This is a genomic window from Pseudonocardia sp. WMMC193 (assembly GCF_021728735.1).
In the GTDB taxonomy this organism is placed as follows: domain Bacteria; phylum Actinomycetota; class Actinomycetes; order Mycobacteriales; family Pseudonocardiaceae; genus Pseudonocardia; species Pseudonocardia oroxyli.
This window is the reverse complement of record NZ_JAKKDO010000003.1, coordinates 6,058,280-6,077,352: the sequence shown is the minus strand read 5'-3', so window position 1 is coordinate 6,077,352 and position 19,073 is coordinate 6,058,280. Positions and strand designations below refer to the sequence as shown.

General features: G+C 75.6%; 12 protein-coding genes and 1 pseudogene. 4 read left to right on the top strand and 9 right to left on the bottom strand.

All coding sequences use genetic code 11. The annotated features are described in order from the left end of the window. The first annotated feature begins 128 nt into the window (after positions 1-128). The gene (locus L3X23_RS31135) at positions 129-773 is read left to right on the top strand and encodes a GPR1/FUN34/YaaH family transporter (protein ID WP_237196769.1); all 645 of its coding nucleotides are present in this window, start codon (positions 129-131) and stop codon (positions 771-773) included. A gap of 168 nt (positions 774-941) precedes the next feature. After that, positions 942-1,577: an acetate uptake transporter family protein gene (locus L3X23_RS31130; RefSeq protein WP_237196768.1), complete on the top strand. Its 636-nt coding sequence runs from the start codon at positions 942-944 to the stop codon at positions 1,575-1,577. A 44-nt stretch (positions 1,578-1,621) separates the two neighbouring features. Here the strand turns inward: L3X23_RS31130 and L3X23_RS31125 are convergent, their stop codons facing one another. From L3X23_RS31125 to L3X23_RS31115, 3 genes are read right to left on the bottom strand one after another with little or no spacing between them, the layout of a single operon-like run. Next, a complete protein-coding gene (locus L3X23_RS31125) occupies positions 1,622-4,942 on the bottom strand; it encodes an error-prone DNA polymerase (protein ID WP_237196766.1) in 3,321 nt (1,106 codons plus the stop codon). A gap of 29 nt (positions 4,943-4,971) precedes the next feature. After that, positions 4,972-5,301: a co-chaperone YbbN gene (locus L3X23_RS31120; RefSeq protein ID WP_255734029.1), complete on the bottom strand. Its 330-nt coding sequence runs from the start codon at positions 5,299-5,301 to the stop codon at positions 4,972-4,974. Further along, complete coding sequence (locus tag L3X23_RS31115; protein ID WP_093077221.1) at positions 5,298-5,669, bottom strand: MerR family transcriptional regulator; 372 nt, start codon at positions 5,667-5,669, stop codon at positions 5,298-5,300. The genes L3X23_RS31120 and L3X23_RS31115 overlap by 4 nt, the downstream gene beginning before the upstream one ends. Positions 5,670-6,041: 372 nt before the next feature. Between L3X23_RS31115 and L3X23_RS31110 the strand changes: the two genes are divergently transcribed. Further along, positions 6,042-7,448 (top strand): M28 family peptidase, encoded by a 1,407-nt coding sequence (locus L3X23_RS31110; protein ID WP_237196764.1) that lies wholly within the window; start codon positions 6,042-6,044, stop codon positions 7,446-7,448. 963 nt (positions 7,449-8,411) lie between these two features. Here L3X23_RS31110 and L3X23_RS31105 read toward each other — a convergent pair. Together L3X23_RS31105 and L3X23_RS31100 are read right to left on the bottom strand one after the other, a co-directional pair. Then, a pseudogene (locus tag L3X23_RS31105) lies at positions 8,412-9,668 on the bottom strand (DNA polymerase Y family protein); the annotation flags it as partial. An 85-nt stretch (positions 9,669-9,753) separates the two neighbouring features. After that, positions 9,754-10,689 carry a hypothetical protein gene (locus L3X23_RS31100; RefSeq protein ID WP_374204949.1) on the bottom strand — a complete coding sequence of 312 codons (936 nt, stop codon included), beginning with the start codon at positions 10,687-10,689 and terminating at the stop codon, positions 9,754-9,756. A 408-nt stretch (positions 10,690-11,097) separates the two neighbouring features. Here L3X23_RS31100 and L3X23_RS31095 point away from each other — a divergent pair, with 408 nt between their 5' ends. Further along, positions 11,098-12,207, top strand: coding sequence for a glycosyltransferase family 2 protein (locus L3X23_RS31095; protein WP_237196762.1), 1,110 nt, complete (start codon positions 11,098-11,100; stop codon positions 12,205-12,207). A 147-nt stretch (positions 12,208-12,354) separates the two neighbouring features. Here the strand turns inward: L3X23_RS31095 and purH are convergent, their stop codons facing one another. The 4 genes from purH to L3X23_RS31075 form a co-directional block, all read right to left on the bottom strand. After that, complete coding sequence (gene purH / locus L3X23_RS31090) at positions 12,355-13,908, bottom strand: bifunctional phosphoribosylaminoimidazolecarboxamide formyltransferase/IMP cyclohydrolase (protein WP_237196760.1); 1,554 nt, start codon at positions 13,906-13,908, stop codon at positions 12,355-12,357. After that, positions 13,905-14,528 carry a phosphoribosylglycinamide formyltransferase gene (purN, locus tag L3X23_RS31085; RefSeq protein WP_237196759.1) on the bottom strand — a complete coding sequence of 208 codons (624 nt, stop codon included), beginning with the start codon at positions 14,526-14,528 and terminating at the stop codon, positions 13,905-13,907. Before purN ends, purH begins: the two co-directional genes overlap by 4 nt. A gap of 103 nt (positions 14,529-14,631) precedes the next feature. Next, positions 14,632-16,839, bottom strand: a complete 2,208-nt coding sequence (locus tag L3X23_RS31080) for a DUF6350 family protein (RefSeq protein ID WP_237196757.1) — start codon at positions 16,837-16,839, stop codon at positions 14,632-14,634. Positions 16,840-18,096: 1,257 nt separating this feature from the next. Beyond that, positions 18,097-19,014 (bottom strand): DUF5336 domain-containing protein, encoded by a 918-nt coding sequence (locus tag L3X23_RS31075; protein WP_237196755.1) that lies wholly within the window; start codon positions 19,012-19,014, stop codon positions 18,097-18,099. Positions 19,015-19,073 lie beyond the last annotated feature (59 nt).

Sequence of the window (19,073 nt, the reverse complement as noted above, 5' to 3'; positions counted from 1 at the left end):
AAGTCGAGGTCGGGGTCTGCCCGTTCGTAGGGTCCGCCGCGTCTGTGACGCCGCGCACAATCGCTGCGCCGGCGCTGACGTCCCGTCTCCGGGGCAAGCCCTGCCGGCTGACTCGACGAGGAGCATTCATGACTGTCGAAAGCGACGTGCAGACCGGGGCGCATGCCGCACCAGAGGCCCCGGTGGCCCCCGCTCCGGCGGGCAATCCGGCGCTGCTGGGCCTGATCACCTTCCTCCCTTCGGGCGTCACGCTCGGCCTGTGGTTCCTCGGCTACCTGGACACGGCGGCCCTGCCGGGCGGCATGATCCCGATCGTCAGCCTGTCCGCGGGCCTGTTCCTGATGATCTCGGCGGTGTGGGCGGCACGCCTGGCCGCCAACACCGTGGCCGCGATCTTCGGGGTGTTCTCGGCGTTCTGGCTCAGCTTCGGCGCGCTGCTGACCGGCCTGACCAGCGGCTGGTGGGGGGTCGCCGACGCCGCGGCCGTGGCGAACGTGCAGCGCACCTACCTGCTGTCGTTCACCCTGGTGTTCATCCTGCTGACCCTGGCGACGCTGCGGCTGCCGATCGCGTTCACCGCCGGCTTCGTGTTCGTGGACATCACGTTCGCGCTGGCCTTCCTCGGCGTGAGCACGGGCAACGCCGGGCTGTTCCCGATCGCGGGCATCACGACCCTGATCTTCTGCGCGATCTTCGCCTACATCCTGTTCGACGGGTTCGCCCAGGACCTGGGCGGGAAGGCGATGCCCCTGGGCAACGCCCTGGTGAAGTAGCCCCCGCACCCCGACGACGAGCCCGGGCACCCGCCCGGGTTCGTCGTCGTGTGTCAGATCGAGACAGCGGCACCGCCCGATGTGGACGTTAATACGTGTGACGGAGCACACAGCACACCCGCGCCCGTGCTCGCTCCGCGCTCGGATCAACGACGTCTGGAGCGTGTCATGACCACTGAGAGCCCCGCGAGCACCGCGACCACGAGCCCGGTGGAGGCGCCACCCGCAGCGCCGACCGGCAATCCCGCCCTCCTCGGCCTGCCCGCCTTCCTCGTGGGCGGGATCGGCCTGACGCTCTACCTGTTCGGATACCTGCCCGCGGCGGCGGTGGGCACGCTCGTCCCGATGACGCTCGTCGTCTCGGGTCTCGGCCTGCTGGTGGCGGGCTGGTGGGCGATCCGGATCGGGCAGGGCGCCGTGGGCGCGATCTTCACCGTGTTCGCGACCTTCTGGCTGAGCTACGCCTACCTCGTCCTCTCCCTGGTCAACGACTGGTTGAAGATCCCGGCGGACGACACGGCCACCGCGCAGGCGACCTTCCTGATCGGCTGGCTCGCCGTCTTCGCGGTGCTCACCCTGGCCACGCTGCGGCTACCGCTGGCCTTCACCACACTGTTCACCCTGGTCACGATCACGGTGGCGCTCGTCCTGGTGGCCACCCTGACCGGGAGCACGGGCCTGCTCACGATCGCGGGGATCGGCGCGGCGCTGTTCTGCCTCGTCGCGATCTACATCTTCGTGGACGGCATGACCCAGGAACTGGGCGGCCCGGCCCGTTCCATGGGCAACCCGCTCGTCCACTGAGGCTCGGGGCGCGGCCGGCCGCTCGAGCCCGGCCGCGTCCCGTCTCACCGGAAGTCCCGGGACTTCACCGCGACCGTCAGCGGGAGGCGCTGGAGGCGGTCCGCCAGCAGGTTGAGGACGCCCTCGGGGCTTCGTTCCAGCCTTCCCCGCACCAGCAGCGCCGCGCTGCCCAACGCCACGGAGCGGTACCGGGCCCACAGCCCCTCGGAGCACGTGACGTTGAGCATCCCGCTCTCGTCCTCCAGGTTCACGAACGTGACCCCGCGGGCGGTCGCGGGCCGCTGCCGGTGCGTGACCAGCCCGCCGACCAGCACCCGCCGCGGCGGGCGGTCCGGATCGTGCGGGTCCCCGCCCAACGGGTCGAGCCGGTCGATCCGGACGGCGCCGAGCCCGTCGAGCTTCTCCCGGAGGTGCTGCATCGGGTGGGAGTCCGGCGAGACCCCGGTGGCCCAGACGTCCGCCACCGTCTCCTCGACGTCCGTCATCCCCGGCAGGGCGGGCGCCGCCAGCCCGACGGCCGCCCCCGGCAGGTGTTCCGGGCGGACCCTCGCGACCACCCCGGCCGCCCACAACGCGGCCCGCCGGTCGATCCCGAAGCAGCCGAACGCCCCCGCCGTCGCGAGAGCCTCCGCCTGGGGTCCGGTGAGCTGGACCCGGCGGGCCAGGTCGGCGAGGTCGGCGTACGGGCCGCCCCGCACGCGCTCCTCCTCGATCCGCTCGGCGAGCTCGGTGCCGATCGTGCGGATCTCCCGCAGTCCGGTCCGGACCGCCCAGCCGCCGGCGCTCGCGGCGTCGGGTTCGAGGATCGCGGCCGCGCCGCCGCGGTTGACGTCCGGACCGAAGGCCTTCACCCCGTGCCGCCGTGCGTCCGCGACCAGGGACTGCGGCGAGTAGAACCCCATCGGCTGGGAGTTGAGCAGCGCCGCGCAGAAGGCGGCGGGGTGGTAGAGCTTGAACCAGGAGCTGGCGTAGACCAGCGAGGCGAAGCTGATCGAGTGGCTCTCCGGGAAGCCGAAGTTCGAGAAGGCCAGCATCTTCTGGAAGATCGTCTCCGCGACGTCCGGCGGGATCCCCTTGTCCGCCATGCCCGCGAAGAACCGCTCCCGCAGGTTCTCCATCCGCTCCGCGGACCGCTTGGAGCCCATGGCGCGGCGCAGCTCGTCCGCGTCCGACGCCGAGAAGCCCGCCACGTCCACGGCGATCTGCATCAGCTGCTCCTGGAACAGCGGCACGCCGAGGGTCTTCTCCAGCGCCCCGACCAGCAGCGGGTGGTCGTACTCCCAGGTCTCCAGCCCGTTCCGGCGCCGGATGTAGGGGTGCACCGACCCGCCCTGGATCGGCCCCGGCCGGATCAGCGCCACCTCGACCACGAGGTCGTAGAACTCGCGGGGCTTCAGCCGCGGCAGCGTGGCCATCTGGGCCCGCGACTCCACCTGGAACACACCCACGGAGTCCGCCCGCTGCAGCATCGCGTAGACGGCGGGATCGCTCTGGTCGAGATCGTGCAGCTCGACCTTCGTGCCGTCGTACCGCGCGACGAGGTCCTGCATGAGGTGCAGTGCCGTGAGCATCCCCAGCCCGAGCAGGTCGAACTTGACCAGCCCGGCCGCCGCACAGTCCTCCTTGTCCCACTGCACGACGGTCCGGTCCGCCATCCGCGCCCACTCCACCGGCACCACCTCGGACACCGGACGGTCGCAGATCACCATGCCGCCGGAGTGGATCCCGAGGTGGCGCGGGAACCCCAGCAGCTGCCCCGCCAGGTCCAGCACCGGCTGCGGCAGCCCCTCGTCTCCCGACAGCCCGCCCCAGCGCTCGATCCGCTTGCTCCACGCGTCCTGCTGGCCGGGCGAGAAGCCCAGCGCCTTCGCCATGTCCCGCACCGCCGAGCGGGGCCGGTAGGTGATCACGTTCGCCACCTGGGCGGCGTGGGTGCGCGCGTACCGCTCGTAGACGTACTGGATCACCTCCTCCCGACGGCCGGACTCGATGTCCAGGTCGATGTCCGGGTAGCCGTCCCGGTCCGGGGACAGGAACCGCTCGAAGAGCAGACCGTGGCGCACCGCGTCGACGTGGGTGATCCCCAGCGCGTAGCAGACCGCGGAGTTCGCGGCGGAGCCCCGGCCCTGGCAGAGGATGTTCGCGCGGCGGCAGAACGCCACGATGTCCGCGACGATCAGGAAGTAGCCGGGGAAGTTCTTGCTCTCGATGATCTCCAGCTCGTGCTTCACCATGTCCGCGGCGAACCGGTTCTCCGCACCGCTGCCGTACCGCTGCATGACCCCCCGCCAGGTCAGCGCCCGCAGCCAGCTCGCCTCGGTCTCCCCGGGCGGGACGTCGAACGGGGGCAGGTCCGGCGCCACCAGCCGCAGCTCGAACGCCAGCTCCCGACCCAGCACGGCCGCGCGTTCGACCGCCCCCGGGTAGCGGGCGAAGCGCCGCGCCATCTCGTCCCCGCCGCGCAGGTGCCCCGAGACCGCGGCGGGCAGCCAGGGGTCCGCGTCGTCCAGGCTGCGGCGGGCCCGCACCGCCGCCACCGCGCTCGCCAGCGGGAACCGCTCTCGCCGCGCGTAGTGCGCCGCCGTGGTCGCGACGACCGGGACGCCCTCCTCGGCGGCGAGCGCGGCCAGCAGGTCGTTCCGTTCGGTGTCCTCGGGCAGCGCCTGGTGGGTCAGCTCGACGACGACGTGCTCCCGGCCGAACCGGTCCACCAGACCCCGTAGCGCCTCCGCCCCCGCCCGGGGACCGCCGCGGCGCAGCGCCTGCTGCACCGTGCCCTTGCGGCACCCGGTGAGCGCGACGACCCGCCCCCGCACGTCTTCCACGACCTCCGCCGGGGCATAGACCGGGCGGCCCTTCTCCGCCCCGCGCAGCTGCGCCGCGCTGATCGTGCGGCACAGCGCCCCGTACCCCTCCGGGCCTCGGGCGAGCAGCAGCAGGTGGCTGCCCTCCGGATCGGGCACCCCGTTCTGCGGCGCGGACAGCCCCACGCTCAGCTCGGCGCCGAAGACCGTGCGCATCCCCAGCCCGCGCGCGGCCTCGGCGAAGCGGACCACGCCGTACATCCCGTCGTGGTCGGTGAGCGCGAGCGCCTCCAGACCCAGCTCGTGAGCCCGTTCGACGAGCTCCTCCGGATGGCTCGCCCCGTCGAGGAAGCTGAAGTTCGAGTGGCAGTGCAGCTCCGCGTAGGGCGTGGCGGACTCGCCCCGCTCCAGGGGTGGCGCCTCGTACGGCCCACGCCTGGCGGACCAGGCGGGCGAGTCCCCGCCGTCCCGCTCCGGGCCGCCCGTCAGGCTCGCCCCGGAGCGGCCCGAGAGGATCCCCTCCAGCTCGCGCCAGCTGACGTCCGGGTTGCTCCACCCCATCCCCCCACTCTACTCGAACATGTGTTCGATCAGGCGACCACCGGGAGGAACGGGCCCAGCCAGGATCGGAGCGCCGCCTTCGGCCGCGCACCCGTGACCTGCGCGACCACCGCACCGCCCCGGTACAGCGCGAGCGTGGGCATGCCCAGTACCCCCGCGGCGGCCGCGGTGCGCGGGTTCTCGTCGACGTCCAGCGCCACGATCTCGACCCGCCCCGCCAGCTCCTGCGCCAGCTCGGCGAGCACCGGCGCGATCATCCGGCACGGCGGGCACCAGGTCGCCGTGAACTCCACCAGCACCGGCAGCGGCGACTCCAGCACCCGCGGCGCGAACCCCGCGTCCGTGACTTCCTCGATCATGTCTCTCCCCCGGTGAACTGGCAGCGGGCCTGTTCCAGCTGCCCCTCGAGCTCGGCGCGGATCGCCTGCAGCCGGGCCAGCGACGCATCGACCTCGGCGAGCTTCGCCCGGTAGACCGCGATCGAGTCCGGACAGCTCCCGCCGCTCGGGTGCCCCGCCCGCAGGCACTCGACGAACGGGCGCGTCTCCTCCAGCGACATGCCGAGATCCACCAGCGCCCGGATCTCCGCGACCGCCGCGACGTCCTCCGCGCCGTAGGCCCGGTACCCGTTCGCCGCCCGCCGCGCGGGCAGCAGGCCCAACTCCTCGTAGTGCCGCAACGCCCGCGGGCTCACCCCCGCGCGCTCGGCCAGCTCCCCGATCCGCATGGGCGCGACGCTAGACCTTGCCCTCGACGAGAAGGCCAGCCCGAAAGGCGCGACGGCCGAGTCATCCACAGGTTCGGACGAGTGCCACCCGAACGGACCACCGCCGGGGACGTCCGTGCAGCGCACAGAGCTGACCGGATGACACCGGCCGGGCCGCTCCCCAGCCCCCGACCGGCGTCATCCGGTCCGACGGGGGGCGCGGACCCGGGGGCTCCCCAGCTACCGGTCGCGCTCACTCCCGATGCTTCTGATTCCACTCCCTCAGCCTGAGAGGAGCCTGTGCCGCAGCCGTGGAGCGTCCGTGGATACTCCGGCCCGGCACACGGCGCCCGAATGGCGGACACTGATCGAAACCGGACGAACGGGGTATCGATGCGCGGACGACTGGCGGGGCTCGTGGGGCTCGCGGGACTCACGGCCCTCCTGGTGGGCTGCGGTGCAGCCCCGGCACCCGCCGCGGCGCCGGCGAGCGACCCGACGCTGCCCGCGCGACTCGTCGCGACCGCGAGCGGCGACCGCGCCCACGCCCACCTGGAGCGGCTCCAGGCGATCGCCGACGAGCACGGCGGCAACCGCGCCCTGGGCACCCCGGGCTACGACGCGAGCGTCGACTACGTGGCCGAGACGCTGCGAGCGGCGGGCTTCACCGTGGACACCCCGTCGTTCGACGTCCGGGCGTTCGCGGTCCAGGACAAGCGGCTGACCGTGGACGGCGCCCCGGTCGAGGCGGGGGCCATGGGTTTCTCCCCCGCAGGCGAGGTCAGCGCACCGCTGCACGTGGCGGGCACGCTCGGCTGCACACCGGAGGAACTCGCCGGGACACCCACGGGCGCCGTCGTGCTCGTCCAGCGGGGAACCTGCCCGTTCGGGGTGAAGTCCCAGAACGCGCGCACGGCGGGGGCCGCCGCGTTGATCGTCTCCAACAGCGAGGACGGCCCGCTCGACGGGACCCTCGGCGACCTCGACGGCACGGTCCCGTCCCTGGGCGTCTCGAAGGTCGTCGGGGAGCAGCTCGCCACCCGCGCCGGGGCGCCGGTCACCCTGCTCGTCGCGGCCACGACCACCGAGACGACCAGCCGGAACGTCATCGCGCAGACCACCACCGGGAACCCGGACCGGGTCGTGATGGCCGGGGCGCACCTCGACTCCGTGCCGGAGGGACCCGGGATCAACGACAACGGCACCGGATCGGCCGCGCTGCTGGACGTCGCCCTGGCCCTGGGCCCCGCCCCCGCCGCCGAGCAGGCCGTGCGGTTCGCGTGGTGGGGCGCCGAGGAGGTCGGCCTGGTCGGCTCCACGCGGTACGTCGAAGGACTCGCACCGGAGGATGCGGCGCGGATCGCGCTCTACCTGAACCTGGACATGGTCGGGTCGCCCAACCCCGGCTACCTCGTCTACGACGGCGACGACTCCGACCGCGAGGGCGAGGGCCCGGGCCCGGCGGGGTCGGCCGCGGTGGAGCAGGTGCTGCTCGAGCAGCTGGCCGCGGTCGGGGTGCAGGGCTCCGGCACGGACTTCGACGGCCGCTCGGACTACGGCCCCTTCATCGAGGCGGGCATCCCCGCGGGCGGGCTGTTCACCGGCGCGGAGGAGGCGAAGACCCCCGAGCAGGCGACACAGTGGGGCGGCACGGCGGGCACCCCGTACGACGCCTGCTACCACCAGGCCTGCGACACCCTCGCCAACGCCGACCGCCAGGCCCTGGACCGCAACGTGGACGCCCTCGCGGGCACGATCGGCCGCTTCGCCCTCACCCTGAACGGCGTCCCGCCCCGCTGACCGCGAGTCCCCCACTCCGGACACGCGAGTCGGACATCGGGCGGGCACCGCGGCCGACGGGTCCGGCGGCGCGACCACTCCGGGCCCGGCTCAGTCGTAGATCCCGACGACCCACCAGCGCTGCTCCCGGTACCGGAGCAGGAGGGCGACACCGTCCGACAGCTCGACCTGCAGCCGGGAACCCACCGCGCCCTCCGGCGACCACCAGCGCTGCACCACCGGCCACGGCCCCGCCCAGCCGCGGATCTCCCGGGGCGGGTGCGGCGGCAGCAGCAGGCGGTGCGGGTCGGCGCTGAGCAGGTCCGGTTCGGGCAGGTGGACGGGCTGGTCCGCGGCGTCTCGCAGCTCGACGGGCAGGGGTTCGGCGGGCACCGTCGCGGGCGAGGGCGCGGGCAACCGGCCGGGCCAGGCGGGCACCGGGTCCCGCGCCGCCGCGGCCGTGCGCACCGCCTGGGAGCGGGCGGGCCCGCGGGCCACGGGCTCCTTGTGGTTCGCGGGTGCGGTGCCGCGCAGCGCGGCCTCCGGAGCGTCCGGGGCGAACCCGCGCGGGGCGGCGCGCTCGAGGGGACGCGGGGGCTGCGGCGCCGAGTCCGGCGTGGCACCCGACCCGACACCCGCGGGGGCATCACCCGAGACCTCCTCTCCAGCGCCGGTGTCCGACTCGCGAGCCTGCAGCAGAGGACTCGCGGGCTCGGTGAGGGGGACGCGCGTGTCCGGACCGAGGGGCTCACGGGTCCGGTCCGGGGGACTCGCGGGTCCGGGGTGCGGGACTCGTGTGTCCGAGGTGCGGGACTCGCGGGGCCGGGGTGCGGGACTCGCGGGGCCGGAGTGGGGGACTCGCGGGTCCGGGGTGGGGGACTCGCGGACGAGGTGGAGGGCCGGGGGTGTGCGGACGCCCAGCGCTCGGCCGGCAGGGTGGGCGAGCACGGACCGGCGCAGGGCGTCCGGGTAGGGGCCGTAGCCGGGGGTCGGCACAGGGGCGGGCGGGCCCTCGAGCGGACCGGCGCCGCGGGTGCCCGCCTCGCGGTCGTCTCCCCACGGCACGAGCCGCACCCGCTCCCCGGGATCACGGCCGCCCGTCAGCACCGCCGTGACCACGGACTCCGGCCCGAGCAGGGCCTGCACCCGGACCAGGGCGCGGCCTGCGCGCTCGTCGGACTCCCCGACGTCTCCCCACAGCCCGAGCTGCAGCGCCCCCGCGGTGACCGTCTCCTCCGGGGTGAGCCGCAGCGCGACGACCGCGCCGGAGCCGCCGCGGGTGAGCCAGGCGTCGAGCTGCCAGCGGACCCGGTCGACCGTGCCCGAGGGGGTGAGCGGCTCCGCGCACCGCCACACCCGCACCAGCTCCTCGCCCTGCTCGGTGCGCGCCCACACCCCGAGCCGCGTGCACGACAGACCGTGCCCGGCCAGCGTGCGGTGCAGCCGCTCCGCGAGCGACCGGGCGGCGAACGCGGCCGCGTCCACCCGCTCCACCGGCGGGTCCAGCTCGACCTCGGCGGCCAGCTCCTCCGGCGGTCGACGACGGACGGGCGGGCGGGGGTCCAGGCCGCGGGCGAGCCGGTGGGCCAGCACCGCGTCGGCGCCGAAACGGGAGGCGACGTCCGCGGCCGCGAGCGCGCCGAACGCCCCCAGGCTCCGCAGCCCCAGGCGGCGCAGCAGGTCGACGAGCTCGGCCCGGTCGACGTCCGGCTCCCGGTCGAGCTCCGCCACGCTCAGCGGGGCGAGGAACTCCGCGCTGCGCCCGGCCTCGACGCCCACGCCGCGCCGCGCCGCGAGCACCGCCGCGAACAGCCCGTCCGCGAACCCGATCTGCACCTCGACGCCGGTCCGCGCGGCCACCTGGTCGACCAGCCGCTCGGCCGCGGCCCGCTCGCCGCCGAAGTACCCGACCGGGCCCTTCGCGGGCAGCACGAGCAACCCCGGCCGGACCACCTCCACGCCCGGCGCCAGCTCCTCCACCGCGACGACGACGGGCTCGAACGCCCGCGTGTCCCGCTCGGTGTCCGGGGTCAGGACCGCGATGTCGGGACACCGTGCCTGCGCCTCGCGCCGGCGCAACCCCCGGCGCACCCCCGAGGACCGGGCCCCCGCCGAGCACGCCACCACCCGGTTGGCCAGGAACACCGCCGCGGGCCGGTGGGGGGACACATGCGCGGCCTTCATGGCCGCGACCACCGGCCAGTCCGGCGCCCACACCGCCACCACCCGCTCCGCGCTCATCGGGGCCACCCGATCGCGGCCTGCGGTGCATAGGTGCCGTATCCGGCACCTGCGCGCCGCGGACGGCGATCGTCGGCGCCGCCGCTCACGACACCGCCGCCCGGGCCACCGGCTCCTCCGCGCCCGGGCCCGCGCCGGGCCACCCGGGATCGGCCACACCGGGATCGGCCACGTGCCCCACCTCCGCGACCCCCCGCGCACCCGGCAGCAGCAGTTCCGCCTCCCGACCCGCGACCCCCGTGCCCCGGCCGCCGCAGTGCACCACCGCGCGGCGCGCGCGCAGCCTGCCCGCGCCCCGATCGGTCCCGCGCCAGCGCACGTCCCGACAGCCCAGGGTCAGGTCCGCGCCGGGCCAGGGGCCCAGCGCGAGCAGCACCGACCCGCGTTGCCGGGCACGGGCGGCCAGCCGCTGCCGGTCCCCCGCCCGCACCCCGCGGGCACCGGCCAGCACCACGAGGTCCAGCCCGTCGAGCAGCGCGGACGCCACCGCCACCAGGTCCGCACCCGGCTGGGGCACGAGCGCGAGCCGCTCGAGCCGCACCCCGGCCTCCGCGGCGGCGACCGCACCGAGCCCGGGCACCCCGACCACCCCCGCCCACGCGCCCTCCGCCGACGCCTCGGCGAGCAGCGCGAACAGCAGGGACAGCGACCCGGGGCCACCCGCGACCGCCACCGTGCTCCCCCGCCGCAGCCCTCCCGCGGGCAGCAGCGGGGACAGCGCCGCCGCGACCGGGAGCACCCGGCCGTCCTCCCCCGGAGCGGGTGCGGGGCGCTCCGTCCCGGCGGTCCGCTCCTCCATCCGGCGCAGCAGCCCACGGGCCGCGGCGAGCCGGTCGGCGGCACTCTCCCCCGAGCGCGCCGCCGACCGCTCCGGGCCCGCGGACCGGCGGGCCTCCTCCGGGTGGCTCCCCGGCCCTCGCGCCGCACCGGGCGGACGGCCGCTCCCCACCACCGTGCCGCCAGGCTCCTGCTCGGGCCAGTCCGTCCACTCCGCGGGCGGCCACGGCTCCGCCGCCCTCACCGGTCCCCCGACCCGGCGTGACCACCACCGCGCTCCTCGTCACCCTCCCGGGTGGTCTTCGCCGAGCGGATCTCACGCAGAGCATGCCCGCCCGCACTCTCCGACCACCCCGCACGGCCCGGCCGGCGACCCGCATCGCCGACACACACCCCGCCGCGGACCCCTCCGGCGACGAGCCCGCCCAGCGACCGGGGAGACCCCTTCCCACCAGCAACGACCCGGACACCACGACGGCACACGGCGACACCTCTCCCACGCGACGAGCGACACCGCGGGGAGACGGTGTTCGAACTGACGTTCGAACTCTAACGCAGCCGCCCGGCTCGCTCAAGCCACGATCGGGTAGCCGAAGATCCGCGAAAAGACAAGATGGCCTTGAGGCTGTACGGCGCAGCAGGATTGCGCCTGATGGAGCACACACGGATCGTCGCGCTGGTCCCCGCGCACGACGAGGAGCGCGCCCTGCCCGCGGCCCTGGCGTCGCTGCGGGCACAGCGCGTCGGCCCGGACCGGGTGGTCGTCGTGGCCGACGGGTGCACCGACGGGACCGCGGCGGTCGCCCTCGCGCACGGCGCCGAGGTGCTCGAGACGGTCGGCAACACCGATCGCAAGGCGGGCGCCCTGAACCAGGCCCTGCGCGTCCTGCTCCCCACCCTCGACGACGCCGACCTGCTCCTCGTCCTCGACGCCGACAGCGCCCTGAGCAGCGACTTCCTCGCGCTCGCGCGCGCCCACCTCGACGACCCGACCGTCGGCGCGATCGGCGGGATCTTCCACGGCCGCCCCGACGACGCGCACGGCCTGCTCGGCGAGCTCCGGCTCCGCGCGCTGCCGGGCGCCCTGCAGCGCAACGAGTACACCCGCTACGCCCGCGAGATCGCCCGCCGCGGCGGCCGCGCCCGCGTGCTCACGGGCACCGCGACCCTCTTCCGGGTGCGCACCCTGCGCCGCATCGCCGCCGAGCGCGGCACCGGCCTGCCCGGCCGCCCCGGCGACGTCTACGACTCCCGCGCGCTCACCGAGGACAACGAGATCACCCTGGCCGTACGCACGCTCGGCCTGCGCGCCGTGTCGCCTGCCGGGTGCACCGTCGAGACCGAGGTCATGCCGACCTGGCGCGACCTCTGGCACCAGCGGATGCGCTGGCAGCGCGGTGCGCTGGAGAACCTGCGCGCATACGGCTTCTCCCGGGTCACCGCGCCGTACTGGCTCCAGCAGGTCGGAATGTATCTCGGCATCCTCGCCGTGGTGCTGTTCCTGCTGGCCACGGCGCTGTTCGCGGCGTTGGGCGAGCTCGGGCCGCCGCGCGATGTCTGGCTGCTGGTCACCGCGGTGTTCGTGGTCGAGCGGATCTGGACGGTCCGCCGCCGCGGGTGGCGCGGGATCCTGCTGGCCGCACCGATCGTCGTCGAGTTCGGCTACGACCTGTTCCAGCAGGCCGTCTACCTCGCCGCCGCGACCGCCCTGGCCCAGGGCCGCACGGCGCGCTGGCACCATCTCAGCCCGGCCCCGATCTGATGTACGGGAGGGTCGGTGACACCGCGCTCACGGCCGCGCCCGCGGGCGCCCTCGCCGTCGGCGGGCTCGACGTCCTGTGGTGGGTGGTCGCGATCAGCACCCTGATCGCGGCCACCCTGGCCCTGCTCCGGCTGCTGCCCCGCCGGGTCAGTGGGCGAAGTGCCGGGTCCCGGTCAGGTAGAGGGTCACGCCCGCGGCGGCCGCGGCGGCGGTGACCTCCTCGTCCCGGATCGACCCGCCCGGGTGCACGACGGCCCGCACGCCGCCGTCGATCAGCACCTGGAGGCCGTCGGGGAAGGGGAAGAAGGCGTCCGAGGCGGCGACCGAGCCCTCGGCGCGGTCCTCGGCGCGGGTCACCGCGAGCCGGCAGGAGTCGACCCGGTTGACCTGCCCCATCCCGACGCCGACAGCCGCCCCGTCCCGCGCCAGCAGGATCGCGTTGGACTTCACCGCGCGGCAGGCCCGCCACGCGAACGCCAGGTCGGCGAGGGTCTGCTCGTCCGCGGCCTCGCCCGCGACGAGCTTCCAGGACGTGGGGTCGTCGCCGGGGGCGTCGATCGCGTCCCGCTGCTGCATGAGCAGCCCACCGCTGATCGGACGCATCTCGGCACCCGTCCGGACGACCTCGCCGGGCAGCCGCAGCAGCCGGATGTTCTTCTTGGTCTGCAGGATCTCCAGCGCCTCGGGGGCGAAGCCGGGGGCGAGCACGACCTCGGTGAAGATGTCCTTGACCTGCCGCGCCATCTCGGCCGACACCTCGCGGTTGGTGGCGATGACGCCGCCGTACGCGCTGACCGGGTCGGTGGCGTGGGCCTTGCGGTGCGCCTCGGCGACGTCCGCGCCCACCGCGATCCCGCACGGGTTGGCGTGCTTGATCACCGCGACGGTCGGCTGGTCGCCGTGGTCGTGGGCGGCCCGCCAGGCGGCGTCGGCGTCGACGTAGTTGTTGTAGGACATCTCCTTGCCGTGCAGCTGCTCGGCGGCGGCGAGGCCGGGCGTGCCGTTCGCGTACAGCGCCGCGGCCTGGTGCGGGTTCTCGCCGTAGCGCAGCGACGCCGTGCGGGTCCAGGTCGCGCCCGCCCACTCGGGGAAGGCACCGTCCCCGGGGGCCAGGACGCTGCCCATCCAGGAGGCGACCGCGACGTCGTAGGCGGCGGTGTGCCGGAAGGCCTCGGCCGCGAGCGCCCGCCGGTCCGCCAGGGTGAACCCGCCCGCGCCGATCTGCTCCAGCACCCACCCGTAGCGCGTCGGGTCGGTGATCACGGCGAGGCTGTCGTGGTTCTTCGCCGACGCGCGGACCATCGCCGGCCCGCCGATGTCGATCTGCTCGACGCACTCGTCCGGCGTGGCGCCCGACGCCACCGTCTCGGTGAACGGGTACAGGTTAGACACCAGCATGTCGAACGGCGCGATGCCGAGCTGCTCCAGCTGGGCGAGGTGCTCCGGCTTGCGGGTGTCCGCGAGCAGGCCGGCGTGGACGCGCGGGTGGAGGGTCTTGACCCGGCCGTCGAGACACTCGGGGAACCCGGTCAGCTCCTCGACGGGGGTCACGGGAACGCCCGCGTCCGCGATGCGCTGGGCCGTGGACCCGGTGGAGACGATCTCGATCCCGGCGGCGTGCAGCCCGGTCGCGAGGTCGAGCAGACCGGCCTTGTCGTAGACGCTGATCAGGACCCGCTTGATGGGACGGCGCTCGCTCACTGGTCTCTCTCTCCGTTGCACAGCTCGGCGACGGTGGACAGCAGCAGCCGTCGCTCGGTGATCTTGATGCGGTCGTGGAGGGTGGCCTCGGTGTCCCCGGGCAGCACCGGGACGGCCTCCTGGGCGAGGATCGGGCCGGTGTCGACCCCGGCGTCCACCAGGTGCACGGTGCTCCCGGTGACCTTCACGCCGTGGGCCAGGGCGTCCCGGACCGCGTGCGCACCGGGGAAGGCGGGCAGCAACGCGGGGTGGGTGTTGACGATCGGGCAGCCGATCCCGTCGAGGAACGCGGCACCCAGGATCCGCATGAACCCGGCGCAGACGACCAGGTCGGGGCGGTGCGGACGGGTCGCCTCCAGCAACGCGAGGTTCCAGGCGGCGCGGTCCGCGTGAGCCTTCGGGGGCACGGTGAACGTGGCCGTGCCCACGCGGTCCGCGCGGTCGAGGGCATGGGCGTCCGCCCGGTCGCTGCCGACGGCGATGACCTCGCCGGGGAAGTCCGCGCCCGCGTCCAGCAGGGCCTGCAGCAGAGTGCCTGCTCCGGAGGCGAGGACGACGAGCCGGGCTCGGCCGGGTACGCGGGCCCCCGCGGTGGGGTCTGCGCTCGACGAGGCGGGCACCTGTCTCCTCGGGCCGGGTTCGGTACCCCACCAGCGTAAGCCGCGACGGCGGTCACAGCGCGGGGACCTGCCCTTTCGGGTCCGCCGACGCGCTCGGGCCCGCTCAGTCCTCGGCTGGACGAGCGGCCTCGGCCTGGCGTTTCCGCAGCGCGACGAGCTCGGCCACCGTCCGCGGGGCGGGCTCGGTCTCCTGGGCGGCGGGGGGCGTCCGGCCCGGTGGGTCCGTCTTCTCCCGGGGGTCGCGGCGGCGGAGCAGTCCGCGTCGTGCGGTGGGGGGTTGGTCGGGACCGGGCTGTTCGGTGCTCGAGTGTTCGGTGCTCGAGTGTTCGATGCTCGCGTGCTCAGGGCGGGGCTGCTCGGCACGGGGCCGGTCTGCGCGCGTCGACTCCGCGCGAGGCCCGTCGCTGTTGGACTGCTCGGCGCCGCGCCCCTCGGGCCGCGGCTGCTCAGCGCGGGGTCGCCGGGAACGCGACTGCTCGGCACGGGGCTGGTCTGCGCGCGTCGACTCGGCGCGAGGCCCGTCGCTGCTGGACTGCTCGGCACGGGGCCCCTCGGCGCTGAGGCCCTCGGCACGCGGCCGCTCGACCGCCTCCGACCGCGGGGTCTCCGCTGCGGCGCCACGGGCCAAGCGGGCTTCGCGCCGGCGTCGGGCGGCGTCGACCGCTGCCGTCCGGTCGCCGCGGCGACCACCGTGCCCCCGCGGGCCCGCGGCGGCCGAACGCCGCCCCCGACCCGGGGACGTCGCACCGCCCGTACGACTGTCCATCCCGTCGCCGTCGTTCTCCGGGGCCGGCGCCGCGGCGGGGTCGCCGTCCTCCGATCCCTCCTCCGCGGCGGGGCCCTCGGTGTCGGCGGCGTCGGCGTCGGCGCTGTCGAGGCCGTCGGTGCCCGCCCGGTCGTCGCCGCCCGAAGGCCCGCTGAACTCGAGGTCCTCGACGGTGTCGGCCGCAGGCGACGCCTCCTCGTCCCGCGCGGCCTCGTCGTCCTCGACCAGCGGCTGATCCTCGGTGTAGCCGTCGCGGTACCAGGCCAGGTCCTCGTCCGCGGAGTCCGACCGGGCAGGCGGTCCGCCCCGCTGCACGAGCGCGACGACCGCCGCCGGGCCACCGACCCACACCAGCACCGCGAGGACCGTCAGACCGGCGGGCATCGCCACGGGGTCGAAGTCGCCCGCGGAGAGCCGCCCGCCCGCCGCGAGGGCGACCACCGCGGCACCGAGCGCCAGCACCCCCGTCGCGACGCCGACGGCACGCAGCCGCTCGGCGGCCGTCGCGCCGCCGAGGGCGGTGCGGCAGACCCCGCCGACCACGAGCCCGATCCCGACCGGCACCACCACCACGACGACCGCCCAGGCCGGGGACGGGACCGTCGGCAGGGCGGCGAGCAGCGGGAACGGCGGCACCGCATCGGGCGCACCGCCGAACGGGGTCCAGGCCCCCAGCCCGATGTCGACGCCCGGGCCGAGCAGCCAGGCGGCCCCGCCGACCACGGCGTTGGGGAGATAGGCGATACAGAGCAGGGTCAGGCCCAGCGCGCCGCCCCCGGTGGGGGTCAGGGACTCGAACATGTCGTGGGCACGGCCCGCGCCGAACACCAGCCCGACGACGAGCACGATCGACCCGGCGAACGCCAGCGCCGCACCCCCGACCACGGCCCCGGCCAGGCCCGCGGCGGGCCAGCCCTGCAGTCGTGCGCGCCAGCTCTCGGGGAGGGTGCACGCCCGCAGCACGCCGGCCCCGGCGCCGATGGCGGCGACCAGCCCGGCGCCGAGCATGGCCGCCCAGGGCGCGGCACCGACCTCGGCGGCGCTGGGCAGCAGCGCACTGCCCAACACCGCGACGGCGGCGTGGGCCCCGGCCGAGGCGGCGACGACGGCACCGGCGTCGTGCCGGAAGCGGCCCCCCAGCCTGCGCACCGCCCAGCGCGCCCCCACCGACACGATCGCGACGACGAGGAGCGCGGGCAGCAGCGGGAGCACGCTCAGGGGCTGGCCCTGCAGGTCCAGTGGGATCAGGTGCGCGGCGAGCCAGAGCGGGATGGCCGCGGCGAACGCGCCGTCCACCGAGCCGCCCCCGCCGCCCGCCAGCACCACGACCAGCGCGGGCGGGACGAGCAGCGCGTAGCCGACGAGCACCGTGCCCATCGCCGCGGCGAGGACGATCCGGAACCGGTCCAGCCCCTCGGGCGGTCGGGGCCCGCGCGCCTCGTCGGCCGCACCGTCGGACTCGAGATCGGCGTCGGGATCCGGGTCGCGGCCGACGCGCGAGGAGCCCGCCTCGGCGGCGCGGGGTGCACGCAGCGATCGGGTCATCCCCCGAGCCTTACAGCGCGACCCCCGAGAGTCAGCCCGCCACGCCGCAGCGGCCTGTGGCGAGCCGGGTCGTCGAGCATCGAGAACCGGGCGCAGCACCCGAGCCGAGCCGGATCCCGACAACCCGCCCATCCCGCACCCCGGCACCCCGGCACCCCGGCACCCCGGCACCCCGGCACCCCGGCCATGATCCACGAGCCGGGAGGGCAGCGGTCGAGTTGCGACCGGACCGCTCCCCACGAATGGATCATGGCGGTCCGGGTGGGCGGCCGAGGTTCCGCACCGAGGGCCGCCGGCCCCGAGGTTGACGAGCACCCGGCAACCCGGCGGCCTGGGGACCGTCGCCCGAGCCTCGACCTCGTTGCCCGACCCCTCGAGCGTCGCCATCCCGGCACGGGCCGACCCGCGCCCGCCGACCCGCCGACCCGCCCGACCCGGCGACCCGGCGACCCGCCCGACCCGCCGACCCGCCCGACCCGGCGCCCCGGCGACCCGGCGACCCGGCGACCCGGCGACCCGGCGACCCGGCCATGATCCACGAGCCGGGAGAGCAGCGGTCGACTCGCGACCGGATCGCTCCCCACGAATGGATCATCACGTTCCGGGCAGGCGGCGGAGGTTCCTCGCCGCGCGCCCCGACCCCGAGGTCAACGAGCACCCGCACCACCCCGGCGAGCGGGGAGGACCGCCGCCCGTCCCTCGTTCTCGTCGCCCGACACCCCGCCGAGCTCGGCGTCCCGCCGTCCCGCCGTCCCGCCGTCCCGCCGTCCCGCCGACCCGCCGACCCGCCGACCCGCCGACCCGCCGACCCGCCGACCCGCCGACCCGCCGACCCGCCGACCCGGCCATGATCCACAATCCGGGAGGGCAGCGGTCGATTCGCGACCGGACCGCTCCCTAAGAGTGGATCTTTCCAGCCTGGGCGGCGGCAAGGACACCTCACTGAGGGCCGGCAGCAAGCGCGACGAACTCGACCCGGGTCGAACCGGTGACGCGAGACATGCCTCAAGCCCGCGTCTCGCGCATCAGAAGCGCGAGACTCGCGGGGTCGAACGCGGGACTCGCGGGGTTGAGGCGCGAGACTCGCTGGGCTCGAACGCGAGACTCGCGGGGTTGAGACGCGAGACTCGCGGGACCGGTCCGCGCGCCTCGAGCGCCCCACTCGCGGAGCCGAATCGCGAGTCGCGCAGAAGCGCGCGAGTTCCGCACGACCGGAGCGCGGGACTCGCTCAACCGGAGTGCGCGGCTCCCTGAGCGTCAGGTGTCGCGGCGCTCCGGGTCGACGGCGATGGTGGTGGTCCGGTCGCTGTCCGGGACGCCGCCGGAGTGCCTGCCTTCGGCGGGCGACTCGATGCGGGTCTGCTCCACCTCGGTGGGGGTGTGCTGACCCGCGGGCGGGGTGGGCGGGGCGGGCGGGGATCCGTGTTGCGGTCCGGGCTGGGGGTGGGCACCCGGCTGGCCGTACGCACCCACCGGAGCCGGCTGGCCCGGCTGACCCTGCTGCCCCGGCTGACCCGGCTGACCCGGCTGACCCGGCTGACCCCCCTGACCCGACCAACCCGTGGCGGGCGGCTGACCGTAGCCGGCCTGCGCCTCGGCCGGGCCGCCCCAGCCCTGCGGGGGGCCGTAACCGGGCTGCTGCGGGTAGCCGCCGTAGGGCTGCTGCTGCGGCGGGTAGCCGTAGGAGTACGGGGTGGGCTGCTGCTGGTACCCGCCGCCCTGCGGCGGTGGGTACTGCCCGCCGTAGTACGGCTGCGGCGGGGCGGCGGGCTTCGGGGCGGGCAGCGAGACGACGCCCGCCTCCAGCAGCACCGCACCCACCAGCACGGCGGCCTCGAGGAACGCCAGCACCAGCGCGGCGATCTCGATGCCGCCGAGCGAGCCGCCCGCCAGCCCGGCGACCTGCGAGCCGAGCACTCCCAGCTGCACGAACAGCAGGAACCCGACGGCGGCCAGCACCGCCGCGGGGATCAGGAAGCGGTCCGCCCGCGGGAGCAGCGCCACCGCGGCCAGCGCGCCACCGCCGAGCAGCAGCGCGGGCGCCACCTGCACGATCGGGAAGACCGAGAAGAAGCCGAGCAGCCACACGACCACCGCGAGCCCGGCGCCCGCCATGACCATCGTGCGTGCAGGGCCCGCCAGTGCGGCCCGTTCCGGGTTGGGACTCTCGCTCATCACCGCTCCTCGAAGACTGCCCCGACGCTAACCCACCCGGATGAACGCGTGAGCCCCGG